Origin of the sequence: Asticcacaulis sp. MM231 (assembly GCF_964186625.1) — a bacterium.
Lineage (GTDB): Bacteria > Pseudomonadota > Alphaproteobacteria > Caulobacterales > Caulobacteraceae > Asticcacaulis.
The window spans coordinates 355,299-375,604 of sequence record NZ_OZ075110.1; the positions used below are offsets into that span (position 1 = coordinate 355,299).

The 20,306-nt window shown below is 60.4% G+C and carries 11 protein-coding genes and 1 pseudogene; 1 reads left to right on the forward strand and 11 read right to left on the reverse strand.

All coding sequences use genetic code 11. From position 1 onward, the window contains the following. Nucleotides 1-1,494, reverse strand: coding sequence for a tryptophan halogenase family protein (locus ABQ278_RS20755; RefSeq protein ID WP_349322924.1), 1,494 nt, complete (start codon nucleotides 1,492-1,494; stop codon nucleotides 1-3). Between the two features lie 378 nt (nucleotides 1,495-1,872). On the opposite strand from ABQ278_RS20755, the gene rsgA reads away from it, so the two are divergent. Then, nucleotides 1,873-2,865 (forward strand): ribosome small subunit-dependent GTPase A, encoded by a 993-nt coding sequence (rsgA, locus tag ABQ278_RS20760; protein WP_349323060.1) that lies wholly within the window; start codon nucleotides 1,873-1,875, stop codon nucleotides 2,863-2,865. A gap of 77 nt (nucleotides 2,866-2,942) precedes the next feature. Here rsgA and ybaL read toward each other — a convergent pair whose 3' ends face one another. The 10 genes and pseudogenes from ybaL to ABQ278_RS20810 form a co-directional block, all read right to left on the reverse strand. Further along, on the reverse strand, nucleotides 2,943-4,661 hold the full coding sequence (gene ybaL, locus ABQ278_RS20765) for a YbaL family putative K(+) efflux transporter (RefSeq protein ID WP_349322925.1): 1,719 nt from the start codon (nucleotides 4,659-4,661) through the stop codon (nucleotides 2,943-2,945). Nucleotides 4,662-4,955: 294 nt separating this feature from the next. Continuing rightward, nucleotides 4,956-7,016 (reverse strand): hypothetical protein, encoded by a 2,061-nt coding sequence (locus ABQ278_RS20770; protein WP_349322926.1) that lies wholly within the window; start codon nucleotides 7,014-7,016, stop codon nucleotides 4,956-4,958. A 274-nt stretch (nucleotides 7,017-7,290) separates the two neighbouring features. After that, on the reverse strand, nucleotides 7,291-8,412 hold the full coding sequence (locus tag ABQ278_RS20775; protein ID WP_349322927.1) for a tetratricopeptide repeat protein: 1,122 nt from the start codon (nucleotides 8,410-8,412) through the stop codon (nucleotides 7,291-7,293). An 18-nt stretch (nucleotides 8,413-8,430) separates the two neighbouring features. Continuing rightward, nucleotides 8,431-9,444: a N(4)-(beta-N-acetylglucosaminyl)-L-asparaginase gene (locus ABQ278_RS20780; protein ID WP_349322928.1), complete on the reverse strand. Its 1,014-nt coding sequence runs from the start codon at nucleotides 9,442-9,444 to the stop codon at nucleotides 8,431-8,433. Nucleotides 9,445-9,455: 11 nt separating this feature from the next. Next, nucleotides 9,456-11,747: a GH92 family glycosyl hydrolase gene (locus tag ABQ278_RS20785; protein WP_349322929.1), complete on the reverse strand. Its 2,292-nt coding sequence runs from the start codon at nucleotides 11,745-11,747 to the stop codon at nucleotides 9,456-9,458. Nucleotides 11,748-11,757: 10 nt separating this feature from the next. Continuing rightward, a complete protein-coding gene (locus ABQ278_RS20790) occupies nucleotides 11,758-13,107 on the reverse strand; it encodes a glycoside hydrolase family 125 protein (protein ID WP_349323061.1) in 1,350 nt (449 codons plus the stop codon). Between the two features lie 90 nt (nucleotides 13,108-13,197). Continuing rightward, nucleotides 13,198-15,057: a beta-galactosidase gene (locus ABQ278_RS20795; protein WP_349322930.1), complete on the reverse strand. Its 1,860-nt coding sequence runs from the start codon at nucleotides 15,055-15,057 to the stop codon at nucleotides 13,198-13,200. 10 nt (nucleotides 15,058-15,067) lie between these two features. Next, nucleotides 15,068-17,651 (reverse strand): annotated as a pseudogene (locus ABQ278_RS20800) (glycoside hydrolase family 3 C-terminal domain-containing protein). After that, on the reverse strand, nucleotides 17,651-18,778 hold the full coding sequence (locus tag ABQ278_RS20805; protein ID WP_349322931.1) for a glycoside hydrolase family 2 protein: 1,128 nt from the start codon (nucleotides 18,776-18,778) through the stop codon (nucleotides 17,651-17,653). The pseudogene ABQ278_RS20800 and the gene ABQ278_RS20805 overlap by 1 nt, the downstream one beginning before the upstream one ends. Further along, nucleotides 18,693-20,291: a glycosyl hydrolase 2 galactose-binding domain-containing protein gene (locus ABQ278_RS20810; protein WP_349322932.1), complete on the reverse strand. Its 1,599-nt coding sequence runs from the start codon at nucleotides 20,289-20,291 to the stop codon at nucleotides 18,693-18,695. The genes ABQ278_RS20805 and ABQ278_RS20810 overlap by 86 nt, the downstream gene beginning before the upstream one ends. Between the last annotated feature and the right edge of the window lie 15 nt (nucleotides 20,292-20,306).

Sequence of the window (20,306 nt, forward strand, 5' to 3'; positions counted from 1 at the left end):
TCAGCGCATGGCCTTGAGAAAAGCGTCATGCGCCGGCATGGCCTGCGCGGCCTGTGATATCCTAGTGCGCATGGCGTCGAATTCGGCGTTCATGCGCTGGCTCGGAATAATGTCCGCCAGCGGATCGTAACCGACAGGCTCGATCTCCTGCCCCAGCATAACCGACAGCCAGCTCATCGGCTGGAACAGGTCCGATGCCGTCACCACCAGCCGTGACGAGGCGCGGAAATGCTCGATCTTGTAGGTCAGGCTGTCCGGCACCGCCATGGTGCGGCAATAGTTCCAGAAGTCGGAATCGTCACGCGCCGTCGCCTTATAGTGCAGGATGATGAAATCACGGATGCCCTCATACTGCGTCTGCATTACCCTGTTATACTGCTCGCTGAGCAGAGGATTGATCTCGGCGTCGGGCCAATAGTCCAGCAGCCTCACGAGTTCGGAATGGATCAGGTGAATGCTGGTCGATTCCAAGGGTTCCAGGAAGCCCGCCGCTAAGCCGATGGCCACCACATTACGGTTCCACGCCACTTTGCGGCGACCAGTCTTAAAACGCAGGAACTTCGGATCGGCCAGGGCCGCGCCGTCGAGGTTGGTCACGAGTGTTTCGGCGGCCGCTTCGTCGCTGGTGAAGCCAGAGGCATAGACATGCCCGTTGCCGGTACGATGCTGCAAAGGGATACGCCATTGCCAGCCAGCCTTGTGCGCTGTCGAGCGCGTATAGGGCGTGATCGGATCGGTTCTGGTGCTCGGCATAAAGGTCGCCCGATCACACGGCAGCCAGTGACTCCAGTCCTCAAATCCGCTGTGCAGGGTCTTCTCGATCAAAAGACCGATCAGACCGGAACAGTCGATAAAAAGATCACCCGTGATCTGCGATCCGTCTTCCAGGGTCAGGGTCTCGACAAAACCGGTCTCAGAATGCTGGCCGACATGGGTGATCTTGCCCTCGATACGACGCACACCGGCGGTCTCAGCATGACGACGCAGAAAAGCCGCGTAAAGGCCGGCATCGAAATGATAGGCGTGGTTGAGGGTCGAAAGCGCCGAGCCATCGTTGGTCGGTGTGCGGAAACGATTTTGCCGGGAGGCCACACAGTTCAGACAATAGTCCTCGAAGGATTCCCTGTGCCCTTCAAGACGCCGCCGCGTCAGAAAATGCTCGAACCCTGTGCGACCGATCGGTGCGCCGATGGCGCCGAAGGGGTGGATATAGGCACTACCAGGCCGGCTCCAGTTGACGAACTCGATCCCCAGCTTAAACGTCGCCTGGGTGTCTCGGATGAACGCGACCTCGTTGATCCCCAGCAGGCGATTGAACCGCTTGATCGGCGGAATGGTGGCTTCGCCCACACCAATCGTGCCGATGGATTCAGATTCGATCAAGGTGATATCGGCCAGCTTGCCTTGGGTAATATGAGCGATAAAGGCCGCCGCCATCCAGCCGGCTGTGCCACCACCCACAATGACCACCTGCCGCCGTGTGTTGATTGTCATAATATTCCCGATATCGACGCACAAAAATGACGATGTGCGCGGTCATGCAAAAGGGCATGATGTTCCCACACAGCTCTCGCCAGATCGCCGTGTCTGATGTGAGCCCAAACGAGTGAAATCTATTTCACGGCCGACATCAATAGCGAGGTTATATAACGCGGATTTTTCCACTGATTTGTTATGACCTTTAGCTTCCCCACAAAATTTATAGCCCGACTACGGTGACAAGTGTTTTGCTGTCCGCCGCTTTAATTGCGTGTCTCCCGATCAAGACATCTGCTATCAGACTATGGTGTTCGTCTCAGGGTGCTGGCCTTGACCCAGACTATGCTCATGGAAAAACAGTAAGTGGAAAGCGCCATAGACAATCTCTCCTTCATGCTCGACCTGGGATGGTCCGAAGTCTTTGCCGATCAGATCACGGCGGACGATAAAGGCCTTATCCCTTATCGCATAGCTGAGGTACATCGCGCCCGCCTGAGCGTCATCTCGGACACCGGACTTCTGCGGCTCACCCTGCCGCCCCGCGCCAACACCGCCGAATACGCCGTGGGCGACTGGGTGCTCGTCGCACCAGACACCCAGCTTCTGCACCGTCGCCTCGGTCGCAAAACGGTCCTGCAACGGCATGTCGAGCGCCAGCACATGCAACAGCTTGCCGCGGCCAATGTCGATACCCTGTTTATCGTGACCTCATGCAATGCCGACTTCAACCCGGCGCGGCTGGAGCGCTATCTGGTGATGGCGAATGAAGCCGGCACCACACCGGTGATCGTCCTAACCAAGGCCGATACGGTCTCAGATGCCGAGACCTATGCCCGCGAGGCCGCCGCCTTACAGCGTGACCTTCCCGTGGTTACGCTCAATGCCCGGTCGGACGAGGCCGCGACGGCCCTGGCGCCGTGGTGTCTAAAAGGCCAAACCGTCGCCCTCGTGGGCTCCTCCGGCGTCGGCAAATCGACACTTGTCAATACCCTGGCCGGCACCGGCCAGTCTCCACAACAGACGGGCGGCATACGGGAGCACGATGCCAAAGGCCGCCACACCACAACCGCTCGCTCTCTCCATGCTATGTCGGGCGGCGGCTGGATCATCGACACACCGGGGATGCGCAATCTGCATGTCGGTGACGTGGCCTATGGTATCGACACCCTGTTCGCCGAAATCACCGAACTGGCGCCCTTGTGCAAGTTCAGCGATTGCAGCCACGCCCACGAGCCGGGCTGCGCGGTGCGCGCCGCCGTCGCTTCCGGCGCCCTCGATGAAGAACGTGTGGCGCGCTGGCGCAAACTGCTCGAAGAGAACGTCAGCAATACTCCGGTCCAGACCGGACCGCGTGGCAACAGGACCTTCCAGCGCAAGAACAGGTGAGTGCGCCGCCTCGGCTTCGAGACCTGAACGGGCATAGCCTGTGGTCACGACGAGATGGGTCAAGGTTGGCAACCCTTTTACCCATGGGCCATGACCGGCGTATCGAAACGCTTTCGGATATGGTCGAGGATATTCTTCGCCAGTTCTTCTTCTCCGAAAAACACCTCGCCCATCTTTTCGCGGCGCAGGAAGTCCACCTCGTCCTGGCTATGCGTTCGCAACACGATCTCAACCGCCGGATTGATGCGCCGCGCCGTATCGACCATCTGGCTGATATTGATCAGATCCGGCGTGGCGACCACCAGCATGGACGCCGTGGCGATATGCGCCTGTATCAGAACATCCGACTGCGTGGCATTGCCAAAAACAGCCGCCTTGCCCTGCGCGCGCAGTTCCTCGACGCGGTCGCGGTCTTCCTCCACCACAACATAGGCGATTCCTTGCGCATCGAGCGACTCGGCCAGCCATTTGCCGACACGGCCAAAGCCCACGACAATCACCTGGCCACTGAGATATTTATCGGCCGTGGTATCCGGCAGGACCGCCAGCACGTCGTCGCTGCGTTCGTGAGCGCGCGCCAGCGAAGAATGTTTCAGCACCCAGGCACTGGCTGGTTCGATCGCCTTGAAGACGAAGGGATTGAGGGCAATGGAAATCAGCGCCCCGGCCAGAAGCAGGTTCATGCCCTCCTGCGGCAGAACGCCCAGGCTGACGCCCAGTCCACCAAGGATGAAGGAAAATTCGCCAATCTGCGCCAGACCGGCCGCTACGGTCAGGGCCGTGTTTAACGGATAGCGCAGGATGAGCGCCAAAACGGCCGCGGCAACGCCCTTGCCGACAATAATGATGGCAACGACAGCCAGAACCTCAAGCGGCTTTTCGACCAGCACCATGGGATTGAACAACATCCCCACCGAGACAAAAAACAGCACCGAGAAGGCATCACGCAACGGCAGCGACTCCTCGGCTGCGCGATGGCTGAACTTCGATTCCCGCATCACCATGCCGGCGAAGAAGGCACCAAGCGCGAAAGACACGCTGAACAATTCAGACGCGCACCAGGCAATGGTGATCGCGGCGGCGATGACCGCCAAGGTGAAGAGTTCGCGTGTGCCGGTGCGCGCGACCTGCAGAAGAATCCATGGCAAAACGCGGCGCCCTACCAGCAGCATCAGGGCAATAAAAGCGCCGACGCTCAAAAGCGTTTTGCCGATTTCCACCCACAGATTGCCGGTGAAAGCCTGGCCTGTCCCGCCGGTGGCCCCTAAAAGCTGCGCCAGAGGCGGCAGCAAGACCAGCACCAGAACCGTCACCAAATCTTCGACGACCAGCCAGCCAACGGCGATGCGGCCGTTTATGCTGTCGACGGCCTTGCGCGCTTCCAGGGCCTTTAGCAGCACAACCGTCGAGGCGCAGGACAGTGATACACCAAACACAAGCGCCGCGCCGAAACTCCAGCCCCACCCCCACATCGCCAGCGCCATGCCGAGCAGTGTCGCCAGTGACATCTGCACGATGGCGCCCGGCAGGGCGATACGCTTCACCGACATCAAATCCGCCAGTGAGAAATGCAGGCCCACGCCGAACATCAGCAGCATGACGCCGATCTCGGACAATTGCGCAGCGATGTTGGTGTCGGCCACAAAACCGGGCGTGGCCGGGCCTATCAGTATACCCGCGAAGAGATAACCGATCAGCGCGGGTAGTTTGATTTTTTCGGCAAGAAAGCCAAACACAAGCGCCAGTCCAAAACCGGACGCCAGTGTCGTGATGAGAGATATATTATGATGTTCCATAAGCCGCCTTTAGAGTTTTTGACAGAAAAGGCCCGCAACATTACGACTATACAAGGCGTATAAAGCGGATTGCCCCTATAGTTCGGGGCACAAGTCTTGATGTCAACCCAGGAACAGGCACTTTATAGTCACAGTTTCGTTGATCTGATGGATTTTGGCCTTGGTGCTGGCCACGGCGCGCGGTTTTCAGCATAGAGCGTGTTCCGATCTGATTGGATCAGATCGGAACACGCTCTAATTTTTTGTTTTGACGCGCTTTTTCGAAAAGTGCGTCACACTTTTCGAAAAAGCGCTCTAACGCGGCAACAGCCAGACCTGCGCCACCTGATGCCCGCGTCCGCTGCCCCCCAGACCGTCGGGCCGGGTCCATTCCAGGGTCAGCTCGCCATGACGTGTCAGGGCTTGCGGCACATCCAGTTCCACCGTCATCGGATTGGACGTGCGTTCACTGAAATCGCGCAGCACCACGCCATTGGCGGTAAGCCGGATCGGCAAGGCGTAGCCTTCGCCGGCATAGACGATTTTCAGACGATAGGCGGCCTTGGGATCGAGATGGTCATAGCGCAGGGTGATCGGCACTTCGTAAAGGGTTTCGGCATAGGTCACCCAGGCCATGCGCCAGCCGTCATCGGGCGTCATATCGGCTATGCCGTCGATGGCGCTGTCATACATTTCCGGATCGCTGGCAAAGCCGGCCCCGCGCACCAGATGCGGTTCAAGGCCCGGATCGCCGAGATCATCGTAGAAACCACCCGGCGGCGGGGTGTCACCGTCTGCGAGGGCCTTGAGGCGGGCCGCCCTTTGCAAGGGATCTTTCAGCGCCTCGATCTCATCCATCTGCCGCGTCAGCCATACACGGTCATTCAGCGACATATCGATCCGGTCGAGATTGGCGCCGCGCTCGATCGCCGAGGCGCCATAAAGTTTGACGCTGAGTTGCAGGCCGATATGGCTGTAAAGCTTGCCCGCCAGCTCAAAAAGACGCGTCCGCAAAGCGCTCACATCGGCTGTATCGGCCGCCGCCAGCGCCAGACGTGCCGCGGGCATGTCGCCCGTTTTGAGGGCCGCATAGGCCTGAGTCTCTCGCATCCGCTCCGCGATGACGCGGCGGCGGACATAGGCGTCATAGGTGGCGCGATACCAGGCCATTTCAAACCGCCAGTTGTCCTGATGGGATGGCGCCATGTGCTCGAAAAACGCCAGGGTCGGTTCGATACCGTCATTCCCGGCCACCGGTCCGTCCCAGTTGCGCTCCAGCGCCTTCAGCCCTTCGGCAAACCCCGGATCGCCAAGAAAATAGCGGCCATAATCGGCGAGGATAGTATCGCTGTCGGTGTTGGCATTCCAACCCAGTTGTGACCACAGCATCTTGTTGACGTCATCGTTCACGCCTTCGGAGTAGGTGACGAAACCATCAATATCTCCGGCGAAATGGCGAAAAATATGACTTTGGGCGCGCGGCTGCGGATTGATCGGTTCGCGGCCTTCGGTCAGGGCGAACGCCGGGTCCCACTGGGGCACCGGAAACTGCGCGTGCATCGTATGGGCGATGTCGGGGTAGAAGATAAGCTTGTAGCGCGAAGGAATGCGCGCCCGCTGCACCGGCAGAGGATCGCGCGATTGCGGCCCGAAAAAGACGCCGGTCAGCCAGTCCGGTTCCTTGGCCAAAAGCGCGTAAAACCGCTCATACTGCGCCTTGTCAAACCCTTGCGCTGACAGCCAGACCGTCGCTTTGGGATGATAGCGGTGAAGAATAGCCACCTCGGCGGCCACAAGAGGAAACAGCACGTCCGGTTGCGTGTGACCGGGGTCACCGCCGGGAATATAAAGCGCATCCACCTTAGGCAGGCGCTTCACCAGCTCTTCAAAGCGCGCCAGTTCCGCCTCGCGCGTGGCAGGCTTCATGTAGTCGTCGCCCATCTGCGGATAGTAGAGATCAAAATCGAGGCCGTATGTCTTCATAAGGCCCGACACACCGATCGCCATGTCCAGCGGCGCGGCGGTAAACAGCGGACTTGCCGCGGCATCGTCCGACACCGGCGCGATCCACTGGACGCCGTTGGCGCCGAAAACCGCCAGATCGCGCACCTGCTGCTCAAACATGGCAAGCGTAAAAGCGTCATAGCTGTTGTTCTTGAAGCGGTAGCCGATCTGATGCGCCCTGAAAGCCATCTGAGGGGCGGCATAGGTGTCCGGTGCCGCAGGGCCTTTGCGGAGCAGGTAACCAACGCCAAAAAGGAGGCCGCGATCGTCGTCACCAGCCACGATCAAACGGTCGCCGATGCGCATGATCGCGTAGGCTTCGGGCGTCGGCGGCGGCAGGGCCTTAAGCTTTTGCCGCCATGCAACGCGCATCGAGGGGGGAAGAAGACCCGCAACGTCACTGCGCCTTGCAATAATCAGCACGCTGGGACGCCCATTCGTCACGGGACCAGGCTGTTGCCTATCCTCGCGCAGCAGGTTGACCGCCGCCATAGCCTGCGGCGTGGCCCCTGGGGCAGTTATAATATGGCAACACTCAAGATCAGCCGCACGGAGGGGTGTGGCGACAAAGAAGACGCCAAGGATCAACATCAGGCAAGCGTACCGCGCAGACCGCCAAATAAGCTCTTTGGCTCTCCTCAAGGCATCAATCCGGGAACACGATAGCGACACCGGCTTTGAAGCGCGACTGCGCCATGCGATTGCCGGCCACGTCATATTCAGGGGTGGAAATCCGGCCGTCCCATACGGCGTGCAGAATCCGGTTGATGTTGCGGGCCGCGGGGAATTCACGCGTGGCAACGCACAGATCTACGTCACGTGACGTGCCAATATAGCATTCAAAATAGGCATAATAATAAGGAAGGTTATTGCCCGGCGCGGGCATGCCACCCAAATTCGTCCGCAACAATGATGTTATTCGGCTGGACGTCAAGGTTTCGCTCTTGCGGTCCCGCCCATAGGTGTGGACCAGGCTGACCTCGGATGTTTCGTTGGCCAGACAGACGAGCGGCGCCTCGGCACCCGGATGCGCCGCCATCCATGCCGCGGCATGCGTATGGCCACGTTGCGCCGCCAAGCCATAAAGCCAGGCCGCCTCCACCGTATCCTTGACACCACCCTGCCCCTGTTCGACCATGGCCGCCAGATGATCCATGGCGTCGATCGATCCCAGGGCTGCGCCCTTGCGATACCAACTGCGCGCGGCGTCAAGATGCCCGCCGTCAAAGGCCAACTGTCCGATCGCGTCCGCGGCCTCACCACTCCCATTCTCATACGCCTGCTGGTACAGAACTTCGGCGGATGTGATGTCCTTCGGGCCACTCAGGCCATGCTGATAATCATAGCCACCCCAGAAAAAGGTCACCGCGTCCTTGCTATCGATCCGGTTACAGAAGCCAGAGGCCTTGACCACATCCTTCGGCCGTCCTTCCCCAAGCAGATAGGCCAGACACATTTTTTTCACGGCGTCCGGATTGCCACGCGCGCCGGCCCGCTCGTACAGATCGAAAGCGCCGGCCAAGTCAGCGGTTTCTGCGTCGTCGCCCTGTTCCTTGAGCGTCGCCAGATAGACCATCGCTTCAGTATCACCCGACCCCACGCGCCGGGTCAAGGCTGCGTGCAAGGCCTCTGCACGCTCTTTGAAAGGCTTATCCTTTTTTACCGGCGGCGGCGTATCTGCTGCAAAACCGCTTGATCCCAGACAGCCGCCAAAGCACGCCACCAAAAACGCGACCCTGATCACGCGAACGCCAAATATCTTGTTCATATTCCCCCCTTGAGCCGCTTAGCCAAAAACGCTTTTCGCCGGCACCACCAGATCGGTTTTCGCGGCGTCGCATTGCGCGTAGACAAAACCCTTCTGAATCGCAAAGGCGCCAACATCACCCTTGGTGTTCAAGGCCAAAAAGCCGACCTGCAGGGTTTTTACCGCTTCAGGGCGACGCTTGACGATCCGCATGACCGCCTCTTCACACGCCTGTTGCGGCGTGCGGCCCTGACGCATTAACTCGACGACGAGGAAGCTTCCGGCATTGCGGATGACCTCTTCGCCAACACCGGTCGAGGTGGCAGCGCCAATCTCACCATCAACATAGAGGCCCGCGCCGATGATCGGGCTGTCGCCGACGCGGCCGCGCAGTTTCCACGCCATGCCGCTGGTGGTGCAAGCGCCCGACAGGCGGCCCTGCGCATCCAGCGCCAGAATGCCCAGCGTATCGTGGTTATGCACATCGCCCGGCACGACGCTGCCCGGGGCATGGCCGTAGGTCGACATCTCGCTGTTGGCGACCGGCGCGTAACGGGCTTCTTTCAGCCAGTCCTTCCACGCCGCTTCGGAGTCCGGCGTCAGCAGCTCTTCCGGCTGGAAACCCTGTTCGACGGCGAATTGCAGGGCGCCCGCCCCGACCAGCAGGACGTGCGGTGTTTTTTCCATGACACGGCGCGCCACCGAAATCGGGTGGGCGATGTGCTCCAGCGCCGCCACCGCGCCGCAGCGCCAGCGCTCGTCCATAATGCTGGCATCGAGCGAGACATGGCCGTCACGATCCGGATAGCCGGCGCGACCGACGCTGTGGTTCTTCATATCGACTTCGGGAATGCGCGCGCCGGCCTCAACCGCATCGAGCGCATGACCGCCGCTTTTGATAACCTCCCACGCCGCCTGATTGGCCGCCACACCGAAGTCCCAGGTCGAGACGACGATGGGCTTTGACGATGACGCGGCTGACGCCGTACCGGCGATGCCGAGCAGGGACGAGACAGCCAGGGTGGTTTTGAAAAAATCGCGGCGATGGGTCATGACGGTGTCTCTCAGATAAAGGAAGGCGGACGATCGGTGATCTTGGCGCCAAAGGCCGGATTGGGCTGTGGCCCCATGTCGAAGGTGAGCCGGCCGCCGCGCATCAGATCAGCGTGGGCTATCCAGCTTTTTGTATAGGGTTTGCCGTTCCAGCGCACCCCTTGCACATAGATATTGTCGGGGCTATTGACCGGCGCCTCAATGATCAGCTTACGGCCGCCACCTATGGCGATCTCTGCGTGTTTCACCAAAGGCGAGCCGAAAATATAGTTCGTGCTGACCGGATCGACGGCGTAGACGCCAAGCGCGCTCATCAGATACCAGGCGCTCATCTGGCCGCAGTCCTCATTGCCTTCCATACCGTCGGGTGCAGCGCGGTACATGTCACGCATCAGTTCGCGGACGCGGCTTTGCGTCTTCCACGGTGCGCCGGTGTAGGCATAGAGATAGGCGACGTGGTGGCTCGGCTCGTTGCCGTGGGCATATTGCCCGACCAGGCCAGTGATATCGTCGAGGCTCTTCTCATTGGCGTCAGACTTTTCGCTGAACAGGGCGTCGATCTTGGCCTCGTAGGCTTTCAGGCCGCCGAAGAGATTGGCATAGTTATAAATATCGTGCTGGTTCAGGAAGGTGGCCTGCCAGCCATTGGTCTCGGTATAGTCGCGCCACTTCGTCTGGTCGTGCCCCAGCGAATGGGGGTTGTAGGGGGTGACCCACTGGCCGTCCATCTGCTTGCCGCGCACAAAGCCAGACGTGGTGTCAAAGACATTGCGGTAATTCTGCGAACGCACTTTCAGCGTTGTCGCCGCCTTGCCGTCGCCGACATAGGCCGCCAGTTTCGAGGTGCACCAGTCCGAATAGGCGTATTCGAGTGTGCGCGACACCGCCTCATCGACCGTATCGGCCGGGATATAGCCCATACGGCGATAGAGCCCAAGGCCATGCACGTCATCGACAAAGGCGCGCTTGGCCAGCACGGCGTAACCGGCCTTGTAATCGACGCCCCTGACGCCCTTGGCCGCGGCCTCGGCCAGCACCGAGGCGCAGTGATAACCGATCATGGTGTCGGTTTCGCGCCCCTGCAGGGGCCAGATCGGCACACCGTCCGGGCTTTGCTCACCCATGCGTACCAGCGCGCCGATCATGCCCGGCAAGCGCTCTTTTTGCGTGATCGTGAAGAAGGGGTGGACGGCGCGATAGGTATCCCACAGGCTGTAGGTCGAATAGCTGGCTTCGCCGGCTTTAAGCGTGTGGACCGCGTTATCCATACCGCGATAACGACCGTCGACATCCTGGAAGATCGAAGGCGCCAGAAGCGTATGATAGTGCGCGGTGTAGAAGATTTTTGTGTCGGTCTCGCTCGCCATGTCGACGCGCACCCTCGACAGTTCCTGCTCCCAGGCGGCGCGCGCCGAGGTGCGGACACGCTCGAAATCGAAGTCAGGCAATTCCGTATCGAGGTTCTTCAGCGCGCCGTCGATATCCACCGAGGAGATACCTACCTTGATGAGCAACGGCGCGCTTCCGGCATCTGGGAAATGCAGGGCAGCCTTAAGGTTTTTGCCCGTCAGCTCCTTGCCAGTGGCTGGCTGGTCATCGCTATAGAGGTCGGCGCGTGCAAACGGCCGCGACAGTTTGAGCGCGAAAAAGATCCAGCGCCCCTTGGCCCACTGGAACACCTGACGGCCGCCAACGATCGTGTCGTTACCGATGAGCTTCAGCGACAGATTGTCGAGAATGAGATCGCGTTCACCCCACCACTTGATCGCACCGTGCGCCAGATCGAGCAGGACGTGCCCGCCCTCGCCTTGCGGAAACGTGTAGCGATGCAGGCCAACGCGCGTCGTGGCCGTCAGTTCGGCCTTCACGCGACTGTCGGTCAGTTCGACGCTGTAATAGCCAGGCGTCGCCGTTTCCGTCGTGCGGTCATAGCGCGAGCGGTAGCCGGCGTCGGGATCACTGATCGGACCCGGCGTCAGTTTGACCTCGCCCGTGGCCGGCACCAGCAGAACATCGAGCATATCAGGACAGCCGGTGCCGCTTAAGTGGGTGTGCGAAAAGCCCATGATTGAGCCGTCGTTCTGGTGATAGCCAGAGCAGGAATCCCAGCCCTGATTGCTGGTATCGGGCGAAAGCTGCACCATGCCAAACGGCACGGTGGCGCCGGGATAGAGATGTCCGTGCCCGCCGGTGCCGATAAACGGATCGACATGGTCGCACAGGGAGCTTGAAGCCGCGAAACCGGTATGCGGCAGAACGCTGATCGCAGCACTGCCGGCTAAGACCTGACGACGGGAGATCATGGCCATGTCCTTAAGTCAGCAGGGCCGGCTTTTCAGCCAGCAAGGTCAAAATCAGTTCACCAAAGAGGCTGTTGGCCCAGGCGAACCACGAGCGCGTGAAGATCGCCGCGTCATCCTTGCCAACCGATTCATTCATGAACCCACGCGATGCGGCGGCGGCTTTCAGCTCGGCCAGACAGGCCTTGATCTCGGCATCGTCCGTGCTGGTCAGGGCCTGCATCATCAGTGCGATCGGCCAGACGGTGTTCAGGCCCGAATGCGGGCTGCCGACGCCCTTGAGCACCTTGCCGGCATAGTAATAGGGATTGCGTGCGCTCAAAACCGCCGCGCGGGTGCGCACATAGAGCGGATCATCCTTGGTGCAGAAACCAAGATAGGGCAGGCTCAACAGGCTCGGCACATTGGCATCGTCCATAAAAAGCGCATTGCCATAGCCATCGACCTCATAGGCCCAGATGTCGTTGCCGTCCGCATCCTTCATCTTGCCATAGGCGTGCATCGCGGTCTCGACCTCGGCGGCCAGCGCCAAACAGCCGGCTTTGAAGTCCGTGCCCAGGCCGGTCATCTCGGAGATATCGGCGAGCTGGCGCAAGGAGACCACGGCGAACGCATTGCCGGGGATAAAGTACGGATAGGTGCAGGCGTCGTCCGACGGCCGGAAACCGGAATGGATCATGCCGGTGACGCGGGTCGGCCAGCCATAACCATGCGCCAGGGTTTCGGTCGGCTCCGAAGCGGTGCGATTGAACTTGTAGGGACCATCACCCTCTTTACGCTGCTGATCACGGAAGGTCTGGACGACGGTCCGCATGGCAGCGCGCCAGGTGTCGTCGAAGGGCGATACGTCCTTGGTAGCTACCAGATAGCCATGAGCCAGACCGATCGGATAACACAGGCTGTCGATCTCCCATTTGCGTTCGGCCACGCCCGGTTTCATATCGGTCTGGTCGGTCTGCGACCACGACAGATCGGTCATGGCCTTGGGATCATGCATATAGGCGTTGGCGTAAGGATCGATCAGGATGCAGCGCGCCTGACGCTGGATCAGGCCGTGAAACAGGGTGCGTAAGGCTTTGTCGTTCACCGCCAGCGGTAAATAGGGCGAGACCTGCGCTGAGGAATTGCGCAGCCACAAAGCCTTGATATCGCCGGTGATGACGAAGCTGTCGGGCTTGCCGTCCATCACGCCGGTCTCGACCGTTGTATCGAGCGTATTGGGGTAGCAGTTGGTGAACAGGCGCGCCAGTTCCGGGTCTTTCAGCGCCTTGGTCGTCTTTTTAATGACCGCCTCGACGGCTGCGCTCTTGAACTTGCGTACCCCCACCGGCGGCCGCACGCCATCCGCGACGATCGGCGACATGGCCGGTATATCGGCCAGGGCCTGTGACGCCGCCAGAGCGACGATCGCCGCACCGCCCAAGATCAGTTGCCTGCGCTGCATGGCTTACTCCTACAGTTCCACCAGACCGGGACGATCCCAGATCTGGTTCTTGCCCCCGGCCAGCGAACGCTCAGCCCCTTCGTGCAGATCAAGCACGATGACCTCGTTCAAACCCGCCTTAAGATAGGGCGCCGGCACGAAGACGGCGTGCTGCGGCCCGACTGACCAGTAACGGCCGAGATTATGACCATTGACCCAGACATAGCCCTTGCCCCAGCCCCGCAGGTCGAGGAAGCTGTAACCGACCTCCGTGACCTCAAAATGGCCACGATAGAAGGCGGGTCCATCGACATGGCGCCTGGCGAATGTAAGCGCGCTCACATCATCAAGCGGCAGGCTGTAATGCGCCCAGCCGTTCAGGGTGGCGTCGCCCAGCTTGACCTCACCGATCAGGCCCTTTTGGTCCTTGCCGATCTGGTCGCCATAGTTGATACGGCCCATGGTATCGACCAGCACCTCGACCACCTCGCCCTTTCTGGCGGTGATATCGAGGCTGGTCTCGTGATAGCGACGGTCGAGCGTGCCCGCCGGCACACCGCCGACCGACACCATGGCATAATCGCGCACCTCACCAAAACTGAGAGCCCCCTTAAGCGCGGTCATAGCCTTGTGTCGATAAATCATAATGCCATGCGGCTGATCGAGTTGCTCCAGCGTCCGGGGCTGTGCCGCGCTCACCGGTTTACCAAGAAGCTGGCTTAAGGGAGCGGCCTCATTCAGGCGGAAACGCTTGATGTTGATGGCCTTTTCCGGTTCAGGCATGGCCGTGAAACGCTCGGCCGGCAGATACTTCTGGAACAGGACCTTGGCGGCCTCATATTTCGGCGTCGGACGGCCAGCCTCATCGAGCATGGCGTCATAGTCATAGCTCGAAATATCCGGCTGATAGGTTTTTGTGTTCTTGTCAAAATTGGCGCCGGCGTCGAAGCCGAACGACGTGCCGCCATGCAGCATGTAGAAGCTGATGGAGATCTTGTTGTCGAGCATCCATTGCAGGCTCTCGATCAGCGGCGGGATCGGCATGGAAGAGTGCATCTCACCATAGTGATCGAACCAGCCGCCCCACAGTTCGGTACACATGCGCGGACCGCCGGTCTTGAACTTGTCATAGGCGGCAAACTCGTTCTTCGCCTTGTCATGCGTGCCGAAATTGATGCCATTGAACAGTTCCGGCAGGGCGCCGTTCTGCAGCACGGCCGCGCCGTCGACCGTATAGAGCATGCCGTCGAAACCGGCGGCACGCACCTGATCCTTGACCGCCCGCATATAGACGAGATCGTTGCCATAGGAGCCGTATTCGTTCTCGACCTGGGTCATCAGAATCGGCCCGCCCTTGTCGATTTCGAGGTGGGCGACCTCCTGACCGATCCGTTTCATCCATTCGCCGGACGGCTGCATGTAGCGCGGATCGAGCGAACGCGGCTTGATATCCGGATCGTTGAGGAACCAGCCGGGATAGCCACCACTATCCCATTCCCCGCAGCTATAGGGACCGGGGCGCAACAACACCCACAGGCCCTCTTCCTGCGCCATCTTGACCCACGCCGCCAGATCGAGATTACCGGAGAAGTCGTATTCACCCTTGCGGCGCTCATGCGCATTCCAGAAGACATAGGTGCACAGGGTGTTGAGGCCCAGGGCCTTCATCTTCTTCAGACGATCGCGCCATAGCGCGCGCGGAATGCGCGGATAGTGCATCTCGCCGGCCATCAGATGGATCGGCTTGCCGTCGAGCACGAAATCATCACCGACAATGCCGAAACGGGCATTGGCCGCCAGCGCCGCACCGGCCGGGATCAGGCCGCCAATAGCTGCTGCGGCACTCACTGTTGCGCTTAGGGCGGTCAGGAAATCTCTGCGGGTCGTCATGATTGACTTTCTACTTGGGTAAGGATTGATGACCGGTAAGGGTCAGTGTCAGTTGGGCGTCGGTTGGCGTTGGCTGGCCACCGCCGACAAACAGGCCATAGGTGCCAGCCGTCTGCGCGCGATTGCCGCGGCGATCGACCGTGCTTAGGTCACGCGGCGTCAGGTCGAAGGTCACCTGACGGCTTTCGCCTGGCTTCAGGTGGACGCGTTTGAAACCGACCAGACTGTGCTTCAGGCCCTGCGCATCGGCCGGCGGCATCAGATAAACCTGCGCCACCTCATCGCCTTCCACCTTGCCGGTATTGGTGACCGTGGCGGTGACCGTCACGCCCTGCCCTGCCGCCACCGACGCGCCCGACAGGCGAATATCGCTGTAGCCAAAGGTGGTGTAGCTCAGGCCGTAACCGAAGCCATAGAGGGCCTCGCCCTTGAAATAACGATAGGTGCGCCCCTCCATGCGGTAGTCGATAAAGGGCGGCAGGTCCTGCACCGACTTGTAGAAGGTCACTGGCAATCGGCCGGATGGATTGTTTTGGCCCAGCAGGGTTTCCGCGATGGCGGTGCCGCCGGATTCGCCGGGATACCAGCCTTGCAGAAGCGCATCAGCATGGGCCTTCGCCCAGTTGAGCGCCACCGCGCCGCCGGACAAATTGACGACGATCAACGGCTTGCCGGTGGCTTTCAAGGCTTTCAACAAGGCTTCCTGACGCGCCGGCAGGGCCAGATCTGTGCGGTCGCCGCGATCAAAACCGGGCACCAGGATCGACAGTTCTTCGCCCTCAATATCGGGGGACAGGCCGACAAAGGCCACCACGGCATCGGCGGTTTGCGCCGCCTTGACGGCTTCGGCGATCTGCGTGTCTGCCGGGGCTTGCCATTGCAGACGCACGCCCCAGTCCTGACCGGTATGTTTAAACTCCAGCCGGATCTTGCGGGGTTTGGTGTCCTCAAAACGCACATCCGCGCTCAAAGACTTGCCATCGCCCGTATCGCTGATCACCGGCTTGTCGTCGATGTAGAGCATGAGCACATCGTGCTGGTTGTCGCATTCCCAGCAGCGCTCGGTGTAGAGTTTAAGCTGGTAATCACCGGCGGCCGGCGGGGTCAGGTAACCGCTCCAGCGCACACCGTAAGGCTTGTTTTCAAAGCCTTTGACCGGCACGACATTGTAGAGGTCGAGATTGATCGTCTTGTCGATGCGCGTCAGCACCGGCTGGCCGATAAAGTCCGGATTGTCGAAATATTCGCCAATAAGGCCCGCGTCCTTACCCGTGGAGAGCGCGGTTTCCGGAATAGGTATCGCCACGCCCTCGGCGATATTGGCACCTTGCGCATAATTAACCTTATCGGCGCCCAGCGCCGCGCGCAGGCCTTTCAGCGGCGTTACCGGATCGATGGCGGTGCCGTGATAATTGGCCTGAAGAATTTCCAGCGTATCGGCATTGGGACCGACCACGGCGATCTTGGCGGAGGATTTGAGTGGCAGGACACCGTCGTTTTTCAGCAGCACGATCGAATTCACGCGCCGCTTTCAGCGTCAGATCGGCGGCGGCTTGCGTGTGAATCTGATCGGCGCCGATCGTGCTGTAGGGACTCAGAATGCCATCAAGACCGAGCTTGGTGCGCGCATCCCACAAACGCGTCACGGCGGTATCAAGCTGGCCTTGCGTTACCAGCTTCTTTTCGACGGCGGTTTTCAGGTGCTTGTAATAGGTGCCGCAGTTGAGATCGGTGCCGGCCTTGAGGGCTTCGGCCGCGTTCTCTTCCGGTGTTTCGCGGTAGAAGTGAAAGGCGTACATATCCTCGACCGCATCGCAATCGGTCACGACATAGCCGTTGAACTTCCAGTCCTTGCGCAGGCGGATATTGAGCAGGTCATCCGAAGCGCAGGCCGGAACGCCATGCAGCGAATTGTAGGCGCACATCACCGACTGCGCCTTGCCTTCGGTCACCACCTGACGGAAGGCTGGCAGATAGGTGGCCTCGCGATCGTAGGGCGAGGCATCGACGTCGAAACCGTGGCGGCCAGCCTCCGGTCCCGAATGGACAGCGAAATGCTTGACCGAGGCGATGGTTTTCGGATGCAGCGGATCGGGCCCTTGCAGGCCCTGCACGAAGGCGGTGCCGAGCGCGCCGGTCAGGTGCGGGTCTTCGCCATAGGTTTCCTGACCACGGCCCCAGCGCGGGTCGCGGAAGATATTGATATTGGGCGACCAGATCGTCAGGCCAAGATAACGGCCATGGTCCTTGTCAGCCCCCACCGTGTTGAACTTGGCGCGCGCTTCGGTGGCCACCACATCGCCGACACTGTGCATCAGATCGACGTCCCAGGTCGCAGCCAGACCAATCGCCTGCGGGAAGACAGTCGCCTCACCCGCACGAGCGACACCGTGCAGGCCCTCATTCCACCAGTTATAGCCGGTCACGCCAAGGCGCGGGATGGCCGGTGCGGCTGCCTGGAGCTGACTGACCTTTTCGTCCAGCGTCATCTGAGCGACCACCGGCGGCAAGCTGGGCTTCGCCGCCGGTTTCGCCGCGACAGCGGCGGGGATATACGCAGCCGTCAGCAGGAGGGAGATGGAAAGCGCACGCATCAGTTCGCCACCGGACCAGCCGAGCCGTAATAGGAACGGACTTTCAGTGTCTTTTTCAATGCGGCCAGAGAGACGCCCGTTGTGACATGAACCGTCACCATCTCCCCACCGGTCATATCGAAGCTGTTATCCGACAGGTCGGCCTTGAGATCGCCGATATCCAGCCAGACGCCGCGCGCCGCCGCCTTCGACGTCACCGTGATATCGAAACCGCCCGCGGCGGGTTTGATCGTGGTAGTCAGTTTCGGATCAACCCAGTCGAGCGCCTTGGTCGCGGCTGTGTAGCCAAACGCTTTCGCCACGACCTTATCGCCATCCAGAAGCTCAAACAGGATTTGCGTTGTTTTGGCGCCGGCGCCTGCGAGAAGCTCGGCATCGCTATAGCTGCCAACCTGCGGGCTCGACAGCGCGGCCACCGTGGTCGAACCCGTCTTTTCGTTTAGCACCTTGCCGGAGAAATCGAGCGTGCGCAGGCGCCAGGTCAGGGCCTTTTCGGTCGTCAGATCGGAGAGGATATGGGCCTCGGTCACGCCGTCCTTGCGCAGCAGGCTGACGGTGAGCGGCGCATAAAAACGCCGGGCGCGGAATTGCAGCGCCTTCCAGCGACCGTAATAGTCAACGCTGGCCCAGGACGCACCCGGCCAGACATCGTTTAACTGCCAGTACATTGAGCCCATGGTCTGCGGGCGGCTGGCGCGATGGTGCGACGCTGCCAGCTCGATACCATCAGCCTGCATCAACTGGCTAAGATAAACGAAATCGCCAAAGGTCTTCGGCTCACCGTAATTGTTGCGGATATAGAGCATCAGGCGCTTGTTGCCATTGCCCTTGTCGTACTTCTGGTGCGCGCGCATGACCGGCGCTTCCGGTTGCATGTCCTTGTCCGAGGCAAACGCCTTGATCGTGGCCATGACCGGGAAGGATTGCAGGCCGTATTCGCTCATGAAACGCGGCGTAACCTTGAGATATTCCTCGACCGGCTTGCCGCCCCAGACGCTCCAGTAGTGACGATCGCCGTCATTGTCCTGATCGGCGGCGCCGTCATAGTCGGTGGAAGGCGACGACGCCCAGTAAGGTGTGCCGGGTGCATTCTGATCGACCGCACCGCGCAAGACCTGATCGAACATGCGAACCATGCCGGTGACGAGTTCGATCTCGCTCTTCCGGCGAGACGCTCTTTTTCAGATCGGCCGTGCCGCCGCCCCAGTTCTCCCAATCGGTTTGGACCTCGTTATTCCCCGCCCAGATAACGATCGAAGGGTGATTGCGCAGGCGCTTGACCTGTTCGACCGCTTCAACCCGTGTGCTTTCGCGGAAATCACGGTCATAGGGTATGATGGCGCCGCCAAACATAAAGTCCTGCCAGATCATCAGGCCCAGTTCATCGGCCTTGTCATAGACGTGGTCATCCTGATAGGTACCGCCGCCCCAGACACGCAGGATGTTCATATTGGCGTCGACCGCCGATTGCAGCATCCGGTCCTGCTCGGACGCGGTGACGCGCGTCGGGATCATGTCGAACGGGATCAGGTTAGCGCCCTTGGCGAAGACCGGCACGCCATTGATCACGATCTCGAAGCTCTTGCCCCACTGATCTTTTTCGCGCCGGATCTCCGTGGTACGCAAACCAATCTTGCGTGTCGACTGTCCGATGACGTCCGCGCCTTGCGTGACAGTCGCCTTGACCGTGTAGAGATTGGCCTTGCCGTAACCGACCGGCCACCAGCGCTGCGGGCTTTTCACCTGCACCGGCACGCTGATCGGATTGAGGCCGGCGAACAGGGCCACCTCTTGTTTGACAGTCTGGACCGTGCCATCCGGCGCGGTGATATCGGCGCTCACCGTAACGGTCTGGACCGTGTCGGACTGGATATCAAACGACGCCTCTAACGCCGCCACCTGATCATCGAGATGAACTTGCGCGACGTGGAAATCGGCCAGGCGCGCGTCATCCCAGGCTTCCAGCTTCACCGGCTTCCAGATCCCGAGCGCGACAATGCGCGGACCCCAGTCCCAGCCATAGTGATAACCGGCCTTGCGCACATAGGTCGAGGAATTGCGGCCAAGCGGTTCATCGCCCCAGACGGAATCGTAGGCGCCCGGCATGACATAGGGCATGTCGGCGACCAGCGGCTTCATTGTCTTCAGCGGCGAAGCCAGATCGACCGTAATGATGTTGGCACCGGTCTTCAGCACGCCCTTGACCGGCACGCGCCAGGTGCGGAACATGTTGTCCGATGCCAGCACCTTCTGGCCATTGACCGAGACCTGCGCAAAGGTATCCAGCCCCTCGAAAATCAGGTCAAGGTGATCGCGCTGCAGCGTTGCTTCCGTGACGGTGATCTCGGTCTGGTACTGCCAGTCCGACAAACCAACCCACTGCACCTTGCCCTCGTTATCCGAAACATAGGGGTCCGGCAGCTTTTTCAGCGCCAGCAGATCGCTTTGGGTGGTGCCGGGTACAGTCGCCTTGAGCCAGTCGGCCATGTCCGGATGCGCCTTTAAGGCCTCATCACCCGGTGCCATGCGGAAGTGCCAGCCGTTGTCGATCACCTGCACTTGCGGCGGTGCGGCCAGCGCACCTGTCGCCATCCACAAAACCGACAGCGAAATAAGACCGAATTTGGCGGTTTTCAGCATGGAGGCTTCCTCTTT